An 18,268-nucleotide genomic window follows, 5' to 3' on the forward strand; every position below is an offset into this window, starting at 1 on the left:
TTCTTGCCATTCAAGCGGCTGCGGTTCTTTCCAGTGTCGAATCGGTGCACAAGTCGCGGATTCTGCCGGTTTTGGGCGCGGACATACGGATAGGCGCGGACTGAGCAACCGTATAGTGAGGGTTCGGTTTGCGTATTTTGCAACGCAGCAAATGTTCAGGTGAACATTAAAATGTCCTCATCTGCCCGAACTTGAATAGACAAATGCGGATTTCATCTAACTGTTACAAAACCGACGCGAAAGCCGGGTTATTGATCGCGGAAATGTCCCACATTCCGGATCATTGGAGATCCCATGTTTCTCGACCGTATTCGCATTGGCTATCGCATTTTTGCAGGATTTCTTGTGCTTGTCGTCATGCTGATCGGGTTAAGTGCCCTGTCTTCCTGGTATCTGCTGGGATTTGGCGGGCATGCTGATCGTATTGCAAAAAGCACCCAGCTTGTCGGGCTTGCAAACGAATATGCCCTGAAACTTGAACGCCTGTCGAACCAGGTTCTGCTGTTTGCCCAGACGGTTGATCCGCTTGATCGCGAAGGTATTTCGACCATCCGCGAAAGTGCGGAAGCCAGTGGTGCGGCCCTGATCAATCAGCTTCGTGCCGAGGGCGATGCAGAAAAAGCCGACGCACTCGAAAGCCTGAATGCGGAATATATCGCAACCCTGGAGCCGCTGGTGCTGCGGGCCGAGAATTTGACGGCGGCGTCTGATACGATGCTGCTGGGTGCCAATCAGCTTGGCAAGTCGGCGGGCGAACTGGTTGATTTCATCACCAAACGCGATCCTGCACTGGCAGAAAAATACGCAGACAAGCTTGGAACCGCCAACCTGAACGCAATTGTGGGCAACCTGCAATATGCGATCATGCGGACATCGGAAACCCTTGATGCGGCGCGGGCGCAAACCTCGGCGCTGACCGATCTTCAGGAAGAAATCAAAGGTTCGGTTGATGGTCTGACGCGGTCGGATAAAAAACTGTTCTCCTATGCCATTCGGGATAATGACCTTTTGAAGCAGGGGGCGAACCAGCTTGAAGGGTCGATCGTCGGTTTTCGTCAGTCGATGGATGATTTCAAATCAGCCGTTCGCGAAGTTCAGACAATTGCCCAAAATATCCGCGAGGAAGCGGTTGCGGGTCAGAATGCCCTGGTCGGGGCGGCGCATAGCCAGTCCGAAAACAAGGCGATCACCAATATGGTGGTTGCCGGGATCGGGGCGCTGATTGCGTTTGGTCTGGCGATTGGCATCGCGCTTAGCATTCTGCGGCCATTGGGACGTGTGAATGGTGATATGACGCGGCTTAGCGAAAACAACACCGATATCGATCTGGTTGATTTCAATCGTGGTGATGAATTTGGCGCGATGTCACGCACGGTGGCGATCTTCCGCGAAAATGCCCTTAAGATTGAACAGATGGCCGAGGAACGTATCGCTCTGCAGCGCGAAGAAGAAGAAAAACGCCGTGCATCCCTTGGCGCGATGGCCGAAACCATCGAGGGCGAGACCGCAGGGCTTGTGCAGTCGGTCACCCATCAGGTCACCCGGATGCGGGACGCGGTTGGCGAAGTTGCCGCCGCCGCCGAACGTGTGACAGGGCAAACCGAAACCGCAACGGCCGCCGCCGAACAAAGCCAGTCGCACGCTCATTCGATCAGCGAGGCGGCAACGCGGCTTTCCGATGCCATCGGATCGATTGCCAACCGCGTGGATCGTCAGCGTTCCATTGCGCAGAACGCGGTGGGGTCGACCCAGCAATCCGCCGAGGCGGTCGATGACCTTCGTGAAGTCGCGACCAGCATCGAACAGATTGTCGATCTGATCCGCGGGATTGCAGGGCAGACCAACCTTCTGGCGCTGAACGCGACCATCGAGGCGGCGCGTGCGGGCGAAGCGGGCAAAGGCTTTGCCGTGGTGGCGGCCGAGGTCAAGAACCTTGCAGGCCAAACGGCACAGGCGACCGAACAGATCACCGCCCATGTCAGCGCGATGGGCAATGTGACGGATCGTTGTGTGCGGTCGATGGAAGATGTTGGTGTGACTGTGCGCGACATGATGTCCATTTCCGAAGAAGTGGCAGGCGACGTTGAACATCAGCGCCGCGAGACCGAGGAAATCACCCTTGCGATTGCATCGGCCAGCGATGCGGCCCTTCATGTCAGCAATGCGATACACGAGGTATCGCGCGATATCGAGGTCACCCGTAAACTGAGCATTGATTTGACGCGTCAGGCCGATGAGGTTGATCGTGATGTGACGGCACTTTCGGGGTCGCTTGATCGCGCGGTGGAATCTGCTGCCAGCGATGAAAGCCGTTCTGATACGGATGGCGACGAGATGGAAGAAGTGTCAAACCTTGTTGATTTTCCAAGTAATTATATTCGCGGGGCAGCCTGATCCGTCCGGTTTCTTCGCCGTTTCGGACAACGGGTCACACAATTCAATCAGCCAAAAGCCCGTGCAGGTTTGTACGGGCTTTTGTCATTTTATCGGGGGAAAGTGATCCGGACAGGGCAAATCCGCCTATTACCTGATGCGTACAAGTTGCGACATTTCTGATACAATTTTCGGGTCGCTGCCCTTCGGGAACTAAAGTAAGTTCTATTGTACTGACAATAAGACATTTTCAGCGATGTCTTCGTATGTTTCCAGAACACACAAGAACGGACATTTGATGTCACGCACAGGTAGGCTAGTCGTTTTTCTGTTGGTTATTGCCGCAGCCGGTGGCGGCTGGTTTGCGTATTATAAGGGCATGTTGCCCTTTGTCGGGGCAGACAGCCAGACAGGGGATGATAACCTACAGCGTTCGGAAAATCCTGCCCTGCCGGTGATTGCCGAATATGCGAGCATCATGGAAGAAAAAACCGTTGTCGAGGCCGTCGGAACCGGCCGGTCGACACTGGGCGTTTCGATTTATCCGGCGGTTTCGGGCGAAGTAGATGATGTTCTGTTTCATGCCGGTGAAAAAGTATCGCGCGGACAGGTTCTGCTGATCCTTGATTCGGACCGGGAACGTCTGGCACGGGATCTGGCATCCGTCCAGGTCAAGGATGCAAGCCAGCTTCTGGACCGCTACGAACAGGCCCGTCCGCTTGGCGCGGTATCGGCAAGCGAGGTGGATGCGGCACGCACTGCCCTTGCCGAAGCGCGCATAAGGTTGGATCAGGCAGAGGTTGACCTTGCGGACCGGACCATTCTTGCGCCGTTTAACGGCACGGTCGGTATTCCACAGGTGGAGCCGGGCGACCGCGTGGACAGTTCCACATTAATCGCGACCCTGGATAACGTTGAAAGTATTCTGGTGGATTTCGAGGTTCCCGAAACCCGGTTTGACAATGTGAAGACCGGTCAGTCGCTTCGGGTAGAAACCTGGAGCCTTCCGGGGGAATGGTTTGAAGGCACGGTGGATTCGATTGCCAGCCGTATCGATCCCGAAAGCCGCACATTCAGGGTGCGCGCACGCATCCCCAACCCGACGGGGCGTCTTCTTTCGGGGATGTCCTTTGCGGTTTATGTCGATATCGAAGGTCAGACTTATCCGTCTGTGCCGGAAATTTCCGTGCTTTGGGGCGATGGCGGCACCTATGTCTGGCGGATCAAGGACGACAAGGTCGAACGTGTGCCGGTCCGTGTCGTGAAGCGGACACAGGGTCGGATCCTGCTTGACGGGCCGATTGCCAAGGGTGATCTGGTGGTGGTGGAAGGCGTGCTTCGCCTGCGGCCTGGTCGTGATGTGGCGGCAACTATCCGCAGTGGCGATGAAACCGGTGTGGCACAGCGCAACGGCACCGGCGAGGGATCGTAACATGCAGAACGAAAATCAGAATGACCTTGCGTCGCTGAGTATTCGTCGCCCTGTCCTTATTTCGGTGGTTGCGCTTCTGATCATTCTGGCGGGTCTTGCGGCCATGCTGGGGGTTGAAATTCGGGAACTGCCGAATGTCGATCAGCCGACCGTGACGGTTTATGCCACCTATGACGGGGCATCGCCGGAAACGGTCGATGCCGAGGTGACCAGTATTCTTGAAGGGGCGGCATCGCGGGTCAGCGGTGTCAAAAGCATCAGTTCCAACAGCGAAGAAGCCACGTCGCGGGTGCGTGTAGAATTTTATCCCGATGTTGAAATCAATGATGCCGCCAATGACATCCGCGAAGCGGTCAGCCGCGCGTCAAGAAGCCTTCCGGACGAGGTCGAGGATGTTCGCGTGGTCAAGGCCGATGCCGATGCCAGCGCGATCATGCGCCTGGCGGTGGTCAGCAACCGCCTGACCGAGGAAGAGCTTGCGAATATCGTCGATGACCAGATCAGTCCGGCACTGCTTTCCGTGCCTGGTGTGGCCGAAATCACGGTCAATGGCGAACGCGAAAAGGTTCTGCATGTGCGGGTGGATCCGCTGCGTCTGGCCAGTTATGGCTTTTCGGTTCAGGATGTTGCGGATGTTTTGAGGACCGCCAAGTTCGATATCCCGGCGGGCAGCTTTGATTCCAGTGATCAGAAGCTGTTTGTACGTGCTGATGCGTCGGTCTGGAAGGAGGAAGACGTCAAACAGATGTTCATCCGCAATCAGGTGCGGGTGGGCGATGTGGCGGATGTCTATTACGGGCCTGATGATGCGACGTCCTATGTGCGCCTTGATGGCCGGACAGTGATTGGCCTTGGCGTGGTACGCCAGGCGCAATCGAACACGATCGCGATATCGAATGGTATTCGCGAGGTGGCCGAACGCCTGAACAATCAGTATGACGATATCGAAGTCTTTGTGAATTCGGACGATGCGGTGTTCATCGAAGGCGCACTTTGGGAAGTTCTGAACAGTCTGGCGTTGGCGATCATCATTGTGATCGGGGTGCTTTATCTGTTCCTGCGGTCGTTTACCGCGACGCTTATCCCGACGGTGACCATTCCCATTGCGCTTGTCGGGACGGTAGCCGCGATCTGGATGATGGGCTTTTCGATCAATATCCTGACGCTGCTGGCGCTTGTTCTGGCGACGGGGATGATCGTTGATGACGCGATTGTGGTTCTGGAAAATATCCAGCGCCGCCGTCATCAGGGATTGGGATCAATGGCGGCCGCCGTTCTGGGGACGCGGCAGGTGTTCTTTGCGGTGATTGCCACCACCCTGACGCTGGTGTCGGTGTTTGTGCCGATTTCGTTTTTGCCCAGCACGGCGGGGCGTTTGTTCCGTGAATTCGGTTTCGTGCTGGCGTTTTCGGTTGCGGTGTCGTCGTTTGTCGCACTTTCGTTGTGTCCCATGCTGGCGTCGCGGTTAAAGCATATTGATCCGCATGACGGCCAAAAGGATGCCAAACCCAACTTCCTTGAACGGATAGGTCTGTATTGTTCGGGCATTTACAAATACGTTCTGGAATGGGTTTTGCGGTTCCCGGTGATTACCCTGATTGTCTCGATCTTTGCCGGGGTTCTGGCTTTTGGGGTCTATAACACGGTCACGCAGGAACTTCTGCCCGACGAGGATCGCGGTCGTCTTCTTGTATCGTTGCGCGGGCCGGACGGGGTTGGCATTGATTACATGGACCGGCAGGTGGAAACGGTTGAAAACATCCTGCGTCCGGTGGTTGAGGCCGGTGATGCCTATAATATATATACCATTGTCGGGTTTTGGGATCCGAACCGTGCCCTTGTGATTGCGCCTCTTGTGCCGTGGGATCAGCGCAGCCGCAGCCAACAGGATATCACCAGTTCGATCCGCGGAAGCCTTGAGGCGCTGCCCGGTGTGCAGGCCTTTGTCTATCAGCCCAACAGCCTTGGATTGCGCGGCGGTTCGGGCGAGGGATTTGAATTTGCCCTGACGGGGACGAATTATCAGACGCTGGCGGCGAATGCGCGCGCCTTGCAGCAGGAGCTTGAGGCGAATTATCCGCAGCTTGTCGGGCTTCGGGTTTCCTATCAGACGACACAGCCGCAATTGATGGTCAATATTGACCGGCAGAGGGCGTCTGATCTTGGCATTCCGATCGAAAGCCTTGATACGACGCTGCGTGCAATGATCGATGGATACGAAGTTACCGAGATCACCGTCGATGATGAGAACATCCCGGTCAAACTGCGCAGCAGTGCGGGCAGCATCAATGACCCATCCGACCTTGAGAATCTTTTTGTCAGCAATCAGGAGGGGCGCATTCTGCCGCTGTCGTCGGTGATTGACCTGAGCGAGGAAGCGGTTGCATCGGAACTGGAACGCGAGGGGCAGCAGCGCGCGGTGAAGATTTCGGGCAATCTTGAGCCGGGTTATGCCCTGCAACAGGCGGTTGTCGACATTGACGCGGCGGCGGACAAGGTGCTGCCGGCGGGTATGGATGTGCTTTTCCTGGGGGATGCGGCGACATTGGGCGAAACATCAAACGATGTTCAGATTACATTCCTGATTGCGGTGCTGGTGGTGCTTCTGGTTCTTGCCGCGCAGTTTGAGAGTTTCATGTCGGCGCTTGTCGTGGTTCTGACCGTGCCGTTCGGCCTGGCCGCCGCGATTTATGCGTTGGGCATCAGCGGCACATCAATCAATATATACAGCCAGATCGGGTTGGTGATGCTCGTCGGGCTTATGGCCAAAAACGGGATTCTGGTTGTCGAATTTGCCGACCAGTTGCGCGATGCGGGCAAATCTGTGCGCGAGGCGGTGCATGATGCGGCGATGATCCGTTTGCGCCCGATCATGATGACGATGATTTCAACCGTTCTGGGCGGGTTGCCGCTGGTGCTGGGCACCGGGGCGGGGGCCGAGGCCCGGGCCGCGATTGGCTGGGTGGTGTTTGGCGGGCTTGGTTTTGCAACGGTCTTTACCCTGTTTTTAACCCCGGTTCTGTATCTTTTGCTGGCACCTCTGGTCTCTGCGCGTGCAGATGGCGGCAAGAAACTGCAAAGCCAGTTGCGACAGGCCGAAAGCATTCCCGACAAGGGCGAGGTTGAAGGAAGTGTCAGCTAGAATGTCTGTAAAACGTCTTTCAATCTGTTGCACCCTGCCGCTTATGATCGGACTTTCGGCCTGCCAGACGGTCGGGCCGGATTATGTTGCGCCGCAATTTGACCTTGTCGGGGCCTATACCCCGCCGGTACCGGTGATTGCCGCCAATCAGGCCGATCATGGCCGATGGTGGGAAAGTACCAGTGACCCGGTTCTTTCTGATCTGATCGCGCTTGGTCTTGCCAATAACCTTGATCTGCGGATTGCGGCCAGCCGGATCGAGGAAGCCCGTGCGGTGGCGCGCGGTGTATCGGGGGAAAATGGCATCGAGGTTGGCGCCAGCCTTTCGGGTGACGCAGAACGCGGTACATCGTCACGCGAACGCGGCGATCAGACGACGGATATCGGTTACGGTGCCGGGATTGATTTTTCCTGGACCCCGGATGTCTGGGGCGGGCAGCAGCGCGAGGACGAGGTGGCGCTGGCGGATTATCTGGAACAGGTCTATCTGCGCGAAGACGTTTACCTGACCGTGATTGCCGATATCGTGCGCAATTATATCGAGTTGCGCGGCACGCAGAAGCGCCAGGAATTGCTGCGCAGTTCGCTTGACCTGCAACGCCAGACCAGCAACATTGTGCAGGTCAGGATGCAGACGGGGCTGGCGTCCGAACTTGATCTGTCACGCGCCCGTGCCGAGGTTTCCGATATCGAGGCGACATTGCCGACATTGCAGACCGATATTGACCGGTCGATCAATGCGATTGCCATTTTGCTGGGGGCGCAGCCGGGAACCTATCGCGACCGTCTGGTCGATGTGCAGCCATTGCCGGAATTTGACAGTTCTCCGCCCATCGGCATTCCGGCCGATCTTTTGCGGCGGCGTCCCGATGTCCGGGCGGCTGAACTTTCATTGATTTCCGCGACCGCCGAAATCGGGGTTGAAACGGCGGATCTTTATCCGGAACTGACACTGGACGGGTCGCTGGCACTCGGAGCGAGCGGGTATGGCACCGGACCGATTGTCCGTACCGCAATCGCAGCCATTGGGGCTGTCATTGATGCCACTTTGTATGATGGCGGTGCCCGGCAGGCTGATATCGACGTTGCCGAACAGCAGGCGCAGCAGGCATTTTACAGCTATCAGCAGACGCTTCTGGTCGCCATTCAGGATGTTGAAAGTGCAATTTACGGCTATGTTGGTGCCGTCCAGCAACGCGATTCCCTGATTTCGTCGGTGCGCTATCATCGCCAGGCGTTTGAACAGTCGCGCGTCCGGTATGTTCAGGGGCTTTCAAATTTCCTTGATGTACTTGATTCACAGCGCACCCTGACGCAGTCGCAACAGGACCTGGCGGATGCGGAAACCGATCTGGAACTGGAAACCATCAATCTTTATGCCGCGGTAGGGCTTAGCGTTGATGATGTGGAACGTTATGCCGACAAGGCCGGGATTGATATGACCAATGGCTAGCGCCACCAAACATCTGTAATAACGCTGATTTTCATAAGCTGTTGCTTGTTTTCGTCGACGGTTCGTCCTAGGTCTTGGGGATCATGAACCGGGGATAAAAATGACGGGCGATCTGTTTGCCAATGAACCACCACACAATCTGCTGCCCTTTGACGGGGAGGCATTGCTGCTGCGTGAGGTCATGGCGGCAAGTGACGCGGATCGTGTGTTTGAAAAGCTGACAAGCGGTATTGTCTGGCAGCAGGAAATTGCCAGATTGATGGGGCGCGAAATTGCCGTGCCGCGATTGACGGCGTGGTATGGCGACGTTGCCTATCGTTATAGCGGTGTTTATCACCCGGCGTCACCGTTTCCGAAAATTGTCGTGCCACTTCGCGAACTGGCGGAGGAAAGATCGGATGCGTCCTTTAACACGGTTTTGCTGAACCAGTATCGTGATGGTCGTGACAGCGTTTCATGGCATGCCGATGACGAGGATGTGCTGGGTGAAAATCCGGTCATTGCCAGCCTGTCATTTGGTGAAGAACGCCGGTTTCATTTCCGGCACAAGAAAACCGGGGATCGGGTCAGTGTCGATCTGCCGCACAATTCGTTGCTGATCATGCGGGGCGCAACCCAGCATCACTGGTTACACCAGATTCCCAAAACCGCGCGCCAGATCGGGCCGCGGATCAATCTGACATTCCGTCATACCGCACCGGAAAACAAGGTGCGCGGCCGATGAGTTCGGGGGGCTCTGAAAAAAGCCGCCCCGGCAAGGGCGGCTTGAAGTCAGCAATTCGAGATTGCCGGGAAAACCGTCAACACCAGGGTGCAAACGGACAAACGCATAGGCTGTTGTGCAATCGATGCGTGCAATAATGAATCGATTCAATGAATGCAGTGTGGCGGTTCAGAAGGGGTTCTGTCAATATCGGGATGAACCGATTCAAAAAAATGTCACGTGATCGCCGGTTAATCCGCAGGATCGGGTGAATATCCGGGTGAAGAAAAGGGGAGACATCGCAAGGATGGCAAAACGGGTACGTCTTCTGGATGTGGCCAAGGCGGCCGGGGTATCGCAAGGTACGGCATCAAATGCCTTTGGCAAGCCTGATCTGGTACGCAAGGAAGTCCGGGAACGCATTCTGGAAGTTGCCAAAGAGCTTGGCTATCGCGGGCCGCATGTGATGGCGCGCATGCTGCGTACCGGCAAGGCCGGGGCGCTTGGCGTGGTGTTTCCCGATAACCTTGAATATGCCTTTAGCGACCCGGTGGCGATTGAGCTTCTGCGCGGTGTCGGGCGGGAATGCGCGCGGCAGGCGGTCAATATGATGATCATTTCGGCCGAAAATCCCGAACAGGCGATTACCGCGATCAACAATGCCGCCGTCGATGCGTTTCTGGTGCATTGTTATTCCGATGACAATGACATCATTTCCGCCATTCAGCGCCGAAACCAGCCATTGGTCTGCATCGATACCGATATTGCCGGGGCGGCGGGGACCGTGGTGCTTGATGATTTTGCCGGGGCGGAAATGGCGGCCCGGCATTTGATTGATTGCGGCGCGCGAAAATTCGCCATCCTGTCCCTGCAGGCCAACAAGGCGGAAAATTTCGGCCCGATGAATGCCAAACGCCGGGGTGCTGTCAGCCACCGTGTGGTGCGCGAACGGCTTGGCGGATATCACGCAGCCCTTAAAAAGGCCGGGATTGCGATCGAGGATATCGTCCATATCGAATGCGAAAACCTGTCATCGCACAGTGCCGAAATGGTCGAAACCATGTTGCGCGACCACCCGGAAATCGACGGTATTCTGGCGATGTCCGATGTGATTGCCATTGGCGCACTTGACGGTGCGCGGGCCGCGGGCCGCAAAATACCCGATGATCTTAAGGTGATCGGCTTTGACGGTATTGCCGAGGGTGAACGCACCGACCCGCCATTATCAAGCATCCGTCAGGATTCCGTTGAAAAGGGACGCTTGGCGGCCGAAATGGCGCTTGGCGAAGCGCAAAGCGATAACAACCGCATCCTTCAAACCAGCCTGCTTGTGAGGGGATCAACGCGTTAAGCCGAAAGTGCTGCGTAGCAATGGCAATCGATGGTGTGGTCCATCACAAGGCCGGTGGCCTGCATGAAGGAATACATGATCGTGGTCCCGACAAACTTCATGCCGCGTTTTTTGAGGTCCTTGGACAGGGCGTCGCTGAGTTTTGTCGATACCGGCACGTCTGACATGGTTTTCCAGTGATTGATGATGGGTTTGCCGCCAATGAAATTCCAGATATAGGCATCGAAGCTGCCAAATTCCTTCTGGATTTCGATGAAGGCGTTGGCATTAAGGATGCTTGCCGCGACCTTGGCCCGGTTGCGGATGATGCCCGGATCGGCCAGAAGGGCCTGTTGTTTGGCCTCGTCATACCTGGCGATTTTCTGGACATCGAAATTGTCATAGGCCGCGCGATAGGTGTCGCGCCGGGCAAGGATTGTCAGCCAGCTTAAACCGGCTTGCGCACCCTCAAGGATCAGCATTTCGAAAAAGTGCCGGTCATCATGAACCGGAACGCCCCATTCCTGATCGTGGTAGTCGACATAAAACGGCTTGTCGAGATGGGTTTCGGCCCATTTGCAACGGGGGAGCGTGTTCGCCGACATGGTCGATCCTTCTTTGTCGTTTGATGGCGGGGGCATTGTTGGATGGGATCATGGGGGCTGGCAAGCCTGATGACTTTGTCCTGACATTTCTCCTGACAGAAACTGTCGGGGAGGGGGATTTTGCCGGTCATTCAAGCGTGATGGTGGGGCCAAAAATCCGCAATGTCTGGTGAAGCATGTCACATCATGTGGAAAACTTGATCAAAGCTTTCGAAATCAGGCGCTCTGTGCTTGCGCCCGGGGCTAAGGCCGACTAGGTTTTGCAGCGTGTTAACTATAATTCCGATCAGATCGGCCCGATCTGGACCGACTGCAAGAAGGAGCGGCGATGCTGGCGATTTTTTGGCTTATTGACACCGTTATCGGTATCTACATTTTCATGCTGATTGCGTCAGCAATCCTGTCATGGCTTGTGGCGTTTGACGTGATCAATTCCAGCAACCGGTTTGTCTATATGGTTGGTGATTTCCTGTACCGGATCACAGAGCCGGCATTGCGACCGATCCGCCGGATCATTCCGAATCTGGGCGGCATCGATATTTCGCCGATTATCCTGATCCTGATCCTGCAGTTTGCCAATATGCTGATCCAGACAGATGTGCGCGCGGCGGTAATGGGGTATTAAGCCCGCAGATGGGTAAACCGTTCTGCGAGAAGCTTTCGGATGGCAGCGGCATCAGGGTGTTTTTACGCCTTACACCAAAGGCTTCGCGAAATGCGATTGCCGGACTGGCTTTGGATGGCAACGGACAACAGCAGATCAGGGTGACGGTTACGGCCGTGCCTGAAAACGGCAAGGCGAACACCGCCCTGATAAAGCTTTTGGCAAAAACGGCCAAATGGCCTAAATCGTCAGTCGAAATTGTTGCCGGGCATACGGACCGCAACAAGGTTCTGGAAATTTCAGGCGATCCGGACGCACTCATTGCGCAACTTCATGAATTGACGGGCGGACAAGACATATGAGCGACGCAAAAATCATCGACGGCAAAGCATTTGCAGCCAAACTGCGCGGCGATATCGCAGCAGAAGTGGCCAAGCTTAAAGATGCGCACGGCGTCACGCCGGGCCTTGCGGTTATTCTGGTCGGTGAAGACCCGGCAAGCCAGGTCTATGTCCGTAACAAGGGCAAGCAGACCATCGAATGCGGCATGAATTCCTATGAGCACAAGCTTTCGGCTGACACGTCGCAGGAAGATCTTCTGGCGCTGATTGCGAAGCTGAATGCTGATCCGCAGGTTCATGGCATCCTGTGCCAGTTGCCGGTGCCCAAACATATCGACGATCAGGCGATCCTTGCGGCCATCGATCCGGCCAAGGATGTTGACGGCTTCCATGTCGTCAATGCCGGTGCACTGGCAACCGGGGGCGAGGGATTTGCGCCCTGTACGCCTTATGGCTGTCTGATGCTTCTTAAAGATACGCTTGGTGATCTTTCGGGGATGCGGGCGGTGGTTGTCGGCCGGTCCAACATTGTGGGCAAGCCGATGGCGCAGTTGCTTCTGAAAGAAAGCTGCACGGTGACCATCGCGCATTCGCGTACCCGTGACCTGCCCGAAGAAGTCCGCCGTGCCGACATCGTCGTTGCCGCCGTCGGCCGCCCCAATATGATCAAGGGCGACTGGATCGCGCCCGGTGCCACCGTGATTGATGTTGGCATCAACCGCGTCGAAGGGGCCGAGGGCAAAATGAAGCTGGTTGGCGATGTCGAGTTCGAAACCGCATCCAAAGTCGCCGGTGCGATTACGCCGGTGCCGGGTGGTGTCGGCCCGATGACGATTGCGTGTTTGCTCAACAACACCCTGATTTCGGCATGTCGAGCCAATGGGCTTGCGGTGCCGAACCTTGGTTTTGACGGCTAAGTCGTCATCAAATCGAATTTTAAAAGGGCAGCTTCGGGCTGCCCTTTTTCTTTACAGCGGCCAGATCCAAAGCAACATCGGCACTCCGACCAGAACGACGATGATTTCAATCGGCAGGCCGAGCCGCCAGTAATCACCAAAGCGGAAGCCGCCGGGGCCGAGGATCAGGGTGTTGTTCTGGTGGCCGATCGGGGTCAGGAAGGCACAGGATGCGCCGATGGCGACCGCCATCAGGAAGGCGTCGGGATTGGCGTCGAGTTGCGCGGCACTGCCAATTGCAATCGGGCACATGACAGCCGCCGTGGCGGCGTTGTTCATGAAATCCGAGAGCGTCATGGTGATGATCAGGATCAGGCCAAGTGCGATGACAGCATTCCCCTGCGCGACCGAGTTTAGCAGGAAGCGGGCAATCAGATCAGCCGTGCCGGTGGTTTCCATCGCGGTTGCCACCGGGATCAGGGCGGCGAGCAGGACAATCACCGGCCAGTCCACCGCGTCATAGACATTGCGCGGGGCGACCACGCGCATCACCATGGCGATCAGAACCCCGATGGCAAAGGCAATGGCGGCGGGCATGACGCCAAAGGCGGCGGCACCGATGGCAGCCGCCATGATGCCCGTGGCCTTCAGCGCCTGGGCATTGTCGGGGATACGAAGGGCGCGCTCGGCAAGCGGCACACAGCCAAAGCGGGAGGCAAAATCATAAATGGCTTCGGGCGGGCCTTGCATCAAGAGCACATCGCCAGCCTTCATCGACAGGGTGCGCAGGCGGGCCATCGAACGTTGCCCCTGCCGCGATACCGCCAGAAGGTTTACACCGTACCGGGTGCGCAGATGGATATCGGTGGCCGACCGGCCGATAAAGCCGGAGTTCGGCAGGATGGCGAGTTCCATGAGCGCAATATCATCGGACTGGATCGCGCCGCGGCGGCCATCATCGGGCTTTTGCGTATCGGCTTCGGGCGTATCGTTTTTCTTTTCGGCTTTTGCCGATTTGGCGGCAATTGTCTTTGCTTCCGGGGCATCGGAGGCATCCGTATCGCCTTTATCTTCCGGTTGTTCCGCCGCTTTTGCCTGTGCCTCCAGATCGCGCAATTCTTCCTCAAGTTTCAGGTCAAGTGCCGACAGGGCCGTTGCCAGTGCTTCGGGGTCGGCTTCGATGATCAGGATGTCGTTTTCATGCAGTTCGCGAAACGGATTGGGCGCGGGAATGCGTTTTTCATTGCGGATTAGCCCGATGACCTGTGCGTCGCCCTTTTCCAGTTCACGGTTTACATCGCGCAGCATCATGCCGATTGCCTTGCTGCCCGTGGCAATGCGTGCCTCGGTCAGGTAGGAACCGGTTTCAAAGCCCTCCGCCCCGGCGCGTTCGCGGGTGGGGACAAGCCAGCGGCCAAACATCATGACGAAAATCAGACCGGTAGCGGCAACAACGATCCCGACCGGGGTATAATCAAACATGGTAAAGCTGCCATCGCCGGCTTCGGTCCGGAAACCGGCGACGATCAGGTTGGGCGGGGTCCCGATCAGGGTGGTCATCCCGCCCAGGATCGACCCGAAGGCCAGCGGCATCAGGATTTTACCCGGCGGCAGGTTTTGTTTGGCGGCGATTTGCAGGGCGACAGGCATCAGAAGCGCCAGCGCGCCGACATTGTTCATGAAGGCCGACAGGATTGCGGCAAGCAGGCTGAGTGCGGCCATGGTCACGAACGGACCGGTCGATTGCGGCAATACGGTCCGAGTCAGGGTATCAACCGCACCCGATTGTTGCAGGGCCGATGACAGGATCAGGATACAGGCGACCGTAATCACCGCCGGATGACCGAAACCCTGAAACGCGTTATCGATGGGTACCAGACCGACAACCACACAGCACAGAAGGGACCCCATCGCGACCATATCATGACGCCAGCGCCCCCACAGGAACATGACGACCGTTCCGACAAGAATGGCAAGGATCAGGATTTGTTTGAGTTCCATGGATGCCTGTCTGGTTGCTTCTTCGGGTTGAGAAAATGATCAGCACGAACCGAGCGGTAACGAAGAACGATCCAGTCCGCCTGAATGTTCCTGCAACCTCCTGCCATTATTGTCAGGAGGGTATGATACCATCACACTGTTTTTCTTTGCGATTTTTCAAAGGCCATCATGATTAACGACAAAGCCGCGATTTCCGTATCCGCCCGGCAGGCGCGCAATCTGGCGCTAACGGCACAGGGGTTTGATCAGGACGATAGCCGACCGGTGACCAAACGCCGAATCATGAAAGCCATCCGCAAGACCGGCATGTTACAGGTCGACAGTGTCAATGTTTTGACCCGTGCGCACTATATGCCGGTCTTTTCGCGGCTTGGCATTTATGACCCGGCGGACCTTGATCAACTGAGCTGGGGCAACGCCCGGCAGCGGCGGTTGTTTGAATATTGGGGCCACGAGGCATCGATGATCCCGGTTGAGGATTACGGGTTTTATCGCTGGCGCATGGCGGATGCTGCGGAAGGCAAAGGCACCTGGGGGCAGATCGCCAAAATGATCCGTGATCATCCTGAATTTGTGCGCAGCATTCTGGACCGGATCGAAAAGGAAGGGGCACTTGCTGCCAGTGATCTGGAACAGGAAGGCGCATCGAGTTCGAAATGGTGGGGATGGTCGAAAACCAAAACCGCGATGGAATTCCTGTTCTGGAGCGGGCAGGTGATGGCGCGCAAACGGCGCACCAGTTTCGAGCGGGTTTATGACCTGCCCGAACGGATCATCGGCCCGGAGGCGCTTGAACAGCCAATGCCGCGCGCCGAAGCCCAGCGTGCCTTGATCCGCAACGGGATTGCCGCGATGGGGATCGCGACCGAGGCCGATCTTCGGAAGTATTTCCGCCTGCCGACCGATGATGCCAAGGCGCGCGTTGCCGAAATGGTCGAGGACGGCACGTTGTTACAGGCGAATGTCGAGGGCTGGAAACAGCCGGGATATTTGTGCCCGCATGTCAATCCGCGGTGCCGTGCCAAACCAACGGCGTTAATGGTGCCGTTTGATCCGGTCATGTGGGAACGCGACCGGGTGGAACGCATTTTCGGTTTCAATTATCGCATCGAAATCTATGTCCCGGCGGAAAAGCGGCAATATGGTTATTACGTTCTGCCGTTCATGCAGAACGGCGAATTTGTTGCCCGTGTTGATCTGAAAGCGGATCGGCAAGAAGGGGTTCTTCGGGTGCAGAGCGCGCATCTGGAAGAGGGTTGTGATGCAACGGCCGTTGCGGACGGTCTGATGGTGCATTTGTCGCGATTGGCGCGGTTTTTGGGGCTTTCGGGTGTTGTCGTTGTCCCATGCAATCCGTTTTCGGTGTATCTTGGCCGCCAGTGTGAAGGCTGAAAAGGTGAACGGGGCGAAGGTCCCACAACCACGCCCCGTTCCACCACAGTCCTGACCTGATCGCAGAAGCTTCAGGACAATGCGATCAACAGTTTTACCTGTGCCTTACCAGCAGGTATAACCCCCATCAGCCAGGACAATGGAGCCGGTCATCAGGCTGGACGCGTCGGATGCCAGGAACAGCACGACCGATCCGATTTCCTCGGTCAGACCAAGGCGGGCCATCGGGGTACCGTTGATCCAGGCGTCATACATGTCCGGCTTGGATTTCACGAATTCATTTAACGGTGTTGCGATATAGGTCGGGGCAACCGCATTGACGCGCACGCCACGCCCGCCCCATTCGGCAGCCAGCGATTTGGTCAGATGGTGAACGGCGGCCTTGGATGCGTTGTAATAGGCCTGTTCCTGCGGCTTGTTGACGATGAAGCCCGACATGGAGCCGACATTGACGATCACGCCGTTTTTCTTGGCCAGCATCTGTTTGCCAAATTCGCGGCAGCACCAGAAGGTGCCGTTCAGGTTGACGTCAATGACGTTGAGCCAATGTTCATCGGTCACGGTTTCGGCCGGGGTTTCGGAACGTGCGATACCGGCATTGTTGACCAGAATGTCAACACCGCCTTCGCGGGCCATTTTTTCGGCACTGGTGCGAACCTGATCGGTGTTGGTGACGTCCATGATGTCGATATCGGCGGTGTAACCCTTTGATTTCAGGTAATCACGGCCTTCTTCGGCCACGCCTTCGCTGATGTCACCGATAATGACATGCGCGCCTGCTTCGGCCAGTGCCTCGCAGCATGACAGGCCAATTGCGCGACCGCCCCCGGTGACATAGGCGCGGCGTCCGGTAAGATCGAACTTTTTGAGGTACATTTGGGTCTCACATTCTTGTGGTGGTCAGGCTGGGTCGCATGGCGTGTGGGGCAATGCGATCCGGTTTTTTTGAAAGTCTCAGGGATTTCCAAGAGCAATACCGTTTGCATCAAAACGGTGGATACGGTCCTGTTCCGGTGTCAGCCAGATCTTGTCATTCTCGCCCAGCGGCACTTCGCCGGTTGCACGTACCGTCATCGGGCCAAAGCCGTCTGCATTGACGTGCAGATAGGTTTCGGCACCAAGATGTTCGGCAATCTTGACGGTTGCGGCCAGATCACCGCTTTCGGTGCTGACCGCGACATGTTCGGGGCGGATGCCGATTTCGTGGCAGTCATATTTTTGGGCATAGTCGCCACCGATGAAGTTCATTTTCGGCGACCCGATAAAGCCCGCGACGAACTTGTTGGCGGGATTGTTATACAGTTCCATCGGTTTGCCGACCTGCTCGACCCGGCCGGCCTGCAACACGACAATCTTGTCGGCCATGGTCATGGCTTCGACCTGATCGTGGGTCACGTAAATCATCGTGGTTTTCAGTTCCTGATGAAGGCCGGTGATTTCAAGACGCATATTGACGCGAAGGGCGGCATCAAGGTTGGAGAGCGGTTCATCAAACAGGAAGGCCGCCGGATTGCGCACAATCGCACGACCAATTGCGACACGCTGGCGCTGCCCCCCGGAAAGCGCGCCGGGGCGGCGTTCCAGATAATCGGTCAGATTCAGGATTTTGGCCGCGTTCTGAACTTTTTCTTCAATCACGGCCTTGCTTTCCCCGGCCATTTTCAGGCCAAAGGCGATGTTGTTATAGACCGTCATGTGCGGATAAAGCGCATAGGACTGAAACACCATCGAAAGGCCGCGTTTTGCCGGGGCTTCGTTGGCGACATCGGTTCCGTCGATCAGGATCTTGCCATCGGTGACGTCTTCAAGACCGGCGATCAGGCGCAGCAAAGTGGATTTGCCACAGCCCGACGGGCCGACAAAGACAACAAATTCACCATCATTGATATCAAGGTCCACACCCGGAATAACATCCAGCGTTCCGAAGGTTTTCTTGACTTTTTCCAGTCGGATAGCACCCATTTCGGTGTTCCTTCTCGTTGAATTTCGATCAGGC

General features: G+C 56.5%; 15 protein-coding genes. 11 read left to right on the forward strand and 4 right to left on the reverse strand.

Features of this window, described 5'->3' with window-relative positions; all coding sequences use genetic code 11:
- The first annotated feature begins 294 nt into the window (after positions 1-294).
- From LG297_RS01670 to LG297_RS01695, 6 genes are all read left to right on the forward strand, one after another.
- Positions 295-2,394 carry a methyl-accepting chemotaxis protein gene (locus LG297_RS01670; RefSeq protein ID WP_404424487.1) on the forward strand — a complete coding sequence of 700 codons (2,100 nt, stop codon included), beginning with the start codon at positions 295-297 and terminating at the stop codon, positions 2,392-2,394.
- A 277-nt stretch (positions 2,395-2,671) separates the two neighbouring features.
- Positions 2,672-3,805, forward strand: coding sequence for an efflux RND transporter periplasmic adaptor subunit (locus LG297_RS01675; RefSeq protein WP_404424489.1), 1,134 nt, complete (start codon positions 2,672-2,674; stop codon positions 3,803-3,805).
- Position 3,806: 1 nt separating this feature from the next.
- Positions 3,807-6,947 (forward strand): efflux RND transporter permease subunit, encoded by a 3,141-nt coding sequence (locus LG297_RS01680; protein ID WP_404424491.1) that lies wholly within the window; start codon positions 3,807-3,809, stop codon positions 6,945-6,947.
- 1 nt (position 6,948) lies between these two features.
- A complete protein-coding gene (locus LG297_RS01685; protein WP_404424493.1) occupies positions 6,949-8,400 on the forward strand; it encodes an efflux transporter outer membrane subunit in 1,452 nt (483 codons plus the stop codon).
- A gap of 100 nt (positions 8,401-8,500) precedes the next feature.
- On the forward strand, positions 8,501-9,124 hold the full coding sequence (locus LG297_RS01690; protein ID WP_404424495.1) for an alpha-ketoglutarate-dependent dioxygenase AlkB family protein: 624 nt from the start codon (positions 8,501-8,503) through the stop codon (positions 9,122-9,124).
- Positions 9,125-9,410: 286 nt separating this feature from the next.
- Positions 9,411-10,454 (forward strand): LacI family DNA-binding transcriptional regulator, encoded by a 1,044-nt coding sequence (locus LG297_RS01695; RefSeq protein WP_404424497.1) that lies wholly within the window; start codon positions 9,411-9,413, stop codon positions 10,452-10,454.
- Here the strand turns inward: LG297_RS01695 and LG297_RS01700 are convergent.
- On the reverse strand, positions 10,451-11,038 hold the full coding sequence (locus tag LG297_RS01700) for a DNA-3-methyladenine glycosylase I (RefSeq protein WP_404424499.1): 588 nt from the start codon (positions 11,036-11,038) through the stop codon (positions 10,451-10,453). The two genes, LG297_RS01695 and LG297_RS01700, sit on opposite strands and share 4 nt — an antisense overlap.
- 50 nt (positions 11,039-11,088) lie before the next feature.
- Between LG297_RS01700 and LG297_RS01705 the strand changes: the two genes are divergently transcribed.
- The 4 genes from LG297_RS01705 to folD all read left to right on the forward strand — a co-directional run bounded on the left by LG297_RS01705 (position 11,089) and on the right by folD (position 12,900).
- Positions 11,089-11,211, forward strand: a complete 123-nt coding sequence (locus tag LG297_RS01705) for a hypothetical protein (RefSeq protein ID WP_404424501.1) — start codon at positions 11,089-11,091, stop codon at positions 11,209-11,211.
- A gap of 155 nt (positions 11,212-11,366) precedes the next feature.
- A complete protein-coding gene (locus LG297_RS01710) occupies positions 11,367-11,663 on the forward strand; it encodes a YggT family protein (RefSeq protein ID WP_062951638.1) in 297 nt (98 codons plus the stop codon).
- A gap of 8 nt (positions 11,664-11,671) precedes the next feature.
- A complete protein-coding gene (locus tag LG297_RS01715) occupies positions 11,672-12,004 on the forward strand; it encodes a DUF167 family protein (RefSeq protein ID WP_404424503.1) in 333 nt (110 codons plus the stop codon).
- Positions 12,001-12,900 (forward strand): bifunctional methylenetetrahydrofolate dehydrogenase/methenyltetrahydrofolate cyclohydrolase FolD, encoded by a 900-nt coding sequence (gene folD, locus LG297_RS01720; protein WP_404424505.1) that lies wholly within the window; start codon positions 12,001-12,003, stop codon positions 12,898-12,900. Before LG297_RS01715 ends, folD begins: the two co-directional genes overlap by 4 nt.
- A 51-nt stretch (positions 12,901-12,951) precedes the next feature.
- Here the strand turns inward: folD and LG297_RS01725 are convergent, their stop codons facing one another.
- Positions 12,952-14,880, reverse strand: coding sequence for an SLC13 family permease (locus LG297_RS01725; protein WP_404424507.1), 1,929 nt, complete (start codon positions 14,878-14,880; stop codon positions 12,952-12,954).
- 168 nt (positions 14,881-15,048) lie between these two features.
- Here LG297_RS01725 and LG297_RS01730 point away from each other — a divergent pair, with 168 nt between their 5' ends.
- Positions 15,049-16,272 carry a winged helix-turn-helix domain-containing protein gene (locus LG297_RS01730; protein ID WP_404424509.1) on the forward strand — a complete coding sequence of 408 codons (1,224 nt, stop codon included), beginning with the start codon at positions 15,049-15,051 and terminating at the stop codon, positions 16,270-16,272.
- Between the two features lie 105 nt (positions 16,273-16,377).
- Here LG297_RS01730 and LG297_RS01735 read toward each other — a convergent pair whose 3' ends face one another.
- Together LG297_RS01735 and LG297_RS01740 are read right to left on the reverse strand one after the other, a co-directional pair.
- Positions 16,378-17,148: an SDR family NAD(P)-dependent oxidoreductase gene (locus LG297_RS01735; RefSeq protein ID WP_062958805.1), complete on the reverse strand. Its 771-nt coding sequence runs from the start codon at positions 17,146-17,148 to the stop codon at positions 16,378-16,380.
- Positions 17,149-17,226: 78 nt separating this feature from the next.
- Complete coding sequence (locus LG297_RS01740; RefSeq protein WP_404424511.1) at positions 17,227-18,234, reverse strand: ABC transporter ATP-binding protein; 1,008 nt, start codon at positions 18,232-18,234, stop codon at positions 17,227-17,229.
- Between the last annotated feature and the right edge of the window lie 34 nt (positions 18,235-18,268).

The sequence above is a fragment of the Thalassospira australica genome (assembly GCF_044790785.1).
In the GTDB taxonomy this organism is placed as follows: Bacteria; Pseudomonadota; Alphaproteobacteria; order Rhodospirillales; family Thalassospiraceae; genus Thalassospira; species Thalassospira australica_A.

Excerpts from the sequence above, each read along its gene's own strand:
- LG297_RS01730 (WP_404424509.1), top strand. The coding sequence starts at position 15,049 with ATGATTAACGACAAAGCCGCGATTTCCGTATCCGCCCGGCAGGCGCGC.
- LG297_RS01740 (WP_404424511.1), bottom strand. The coding sequence starts at position 18,234 with ATGGGTGCTATCCGACTGGAAAAAGTCAAGAAAACCTTCGGAACGCTG.
- LG297_RS01685 (WP_404424493.1), top strand. The coding sequence starts at position 6,949 with ATGTCTGTAAAACGTCTTTCAATCTGTTGCACCCTGCCGCTTATGATC.
- LG297_RS01690 (WP_404424495.1), top strand. The coding sequence starts at position 8,501 with ATGACGGGCGATCTGTTTGCCAATGAACCACCACACAATCTGCTGCCC.
- LG297_RS01670 (WP_404424487.1), top strand. The coding sequence starts at position 295 with ATGTTTCTCGACCGTATTCGCATTGGCTATCGCATTTTTGCAGGATTT.
- LG297_RS01675 (WP_404424489.1), top strand. The coding sequence starts at position 2,672 with ATGTCACGCACAGGTAGGCTAGTCGTTTTTCTGTTGGTTATTGCCGCA.
- LG297_RS01705 (WP_404424501.1), top strand. The coding sequence starts at position 11,089 with ATGGGGGCTGGCAAGCCTGATGACTTTGTCCTGACATTTCTCCTGACA.
- LG297_RS01710 (WP_062951638.1), top strand. The coding sequence starts at position 11,367 with ATGCTGGCGATTTTTTGGCTTATTGACACCGTTATCGGTATCTACATT.
- LG297_RS01735 (WP_062958805.1), bottom strand. The coding sequence starts at position 17,148 with ATGTACCTCAAAAAGTTCGATCTTACCGGACGCCGCGCCTATGTCACC.
- folD (WP_404424505.1), top strand. The coding sequence starts at position 12,001 with ATGAGCGACGCAAAAATCATCGACGGCAAAGCATTTGCAGCCAAACTG.
- LG297_RS01700 (WP_404424499.1), bottom strand. The coding sequence starts at position 11,038 with ATGTCGGCGAACACGCTCCCCCGTTGCAAATGGGCCGAAACCCATCTC.
- LG297_RS01680 (WP_404424491.1), top strand. The coding sequence starts at position 3,807 with ATGCAGAACGAAAATCAGAATGACCTTGCGTCGCTGAGTATTCGTCGC.
- LG297_RS01695 (WP_404424497.1), top strand. The coding sequence starts at position 9,411 with ATGGCAAAACGGGTACGTCTTCTGGATGTGGCCAAGGCGGCCGGGGTA.
- LG297_RS01725 (WP_404424507.1), bottom strand. The coding sequence starts at position 14,880 with ATGGAACTCAAACAAATCCTGATCCTTGCCATTCTTGTCGGAACGGTC.
- LG297_RS01715 (WP_404424503.1), top strand. The coding sequence starts at position 11,672 with ATGGGTAAACCGTTCTGCGAGAAGCTTTCGGATGGCAGCGGCATCAGG.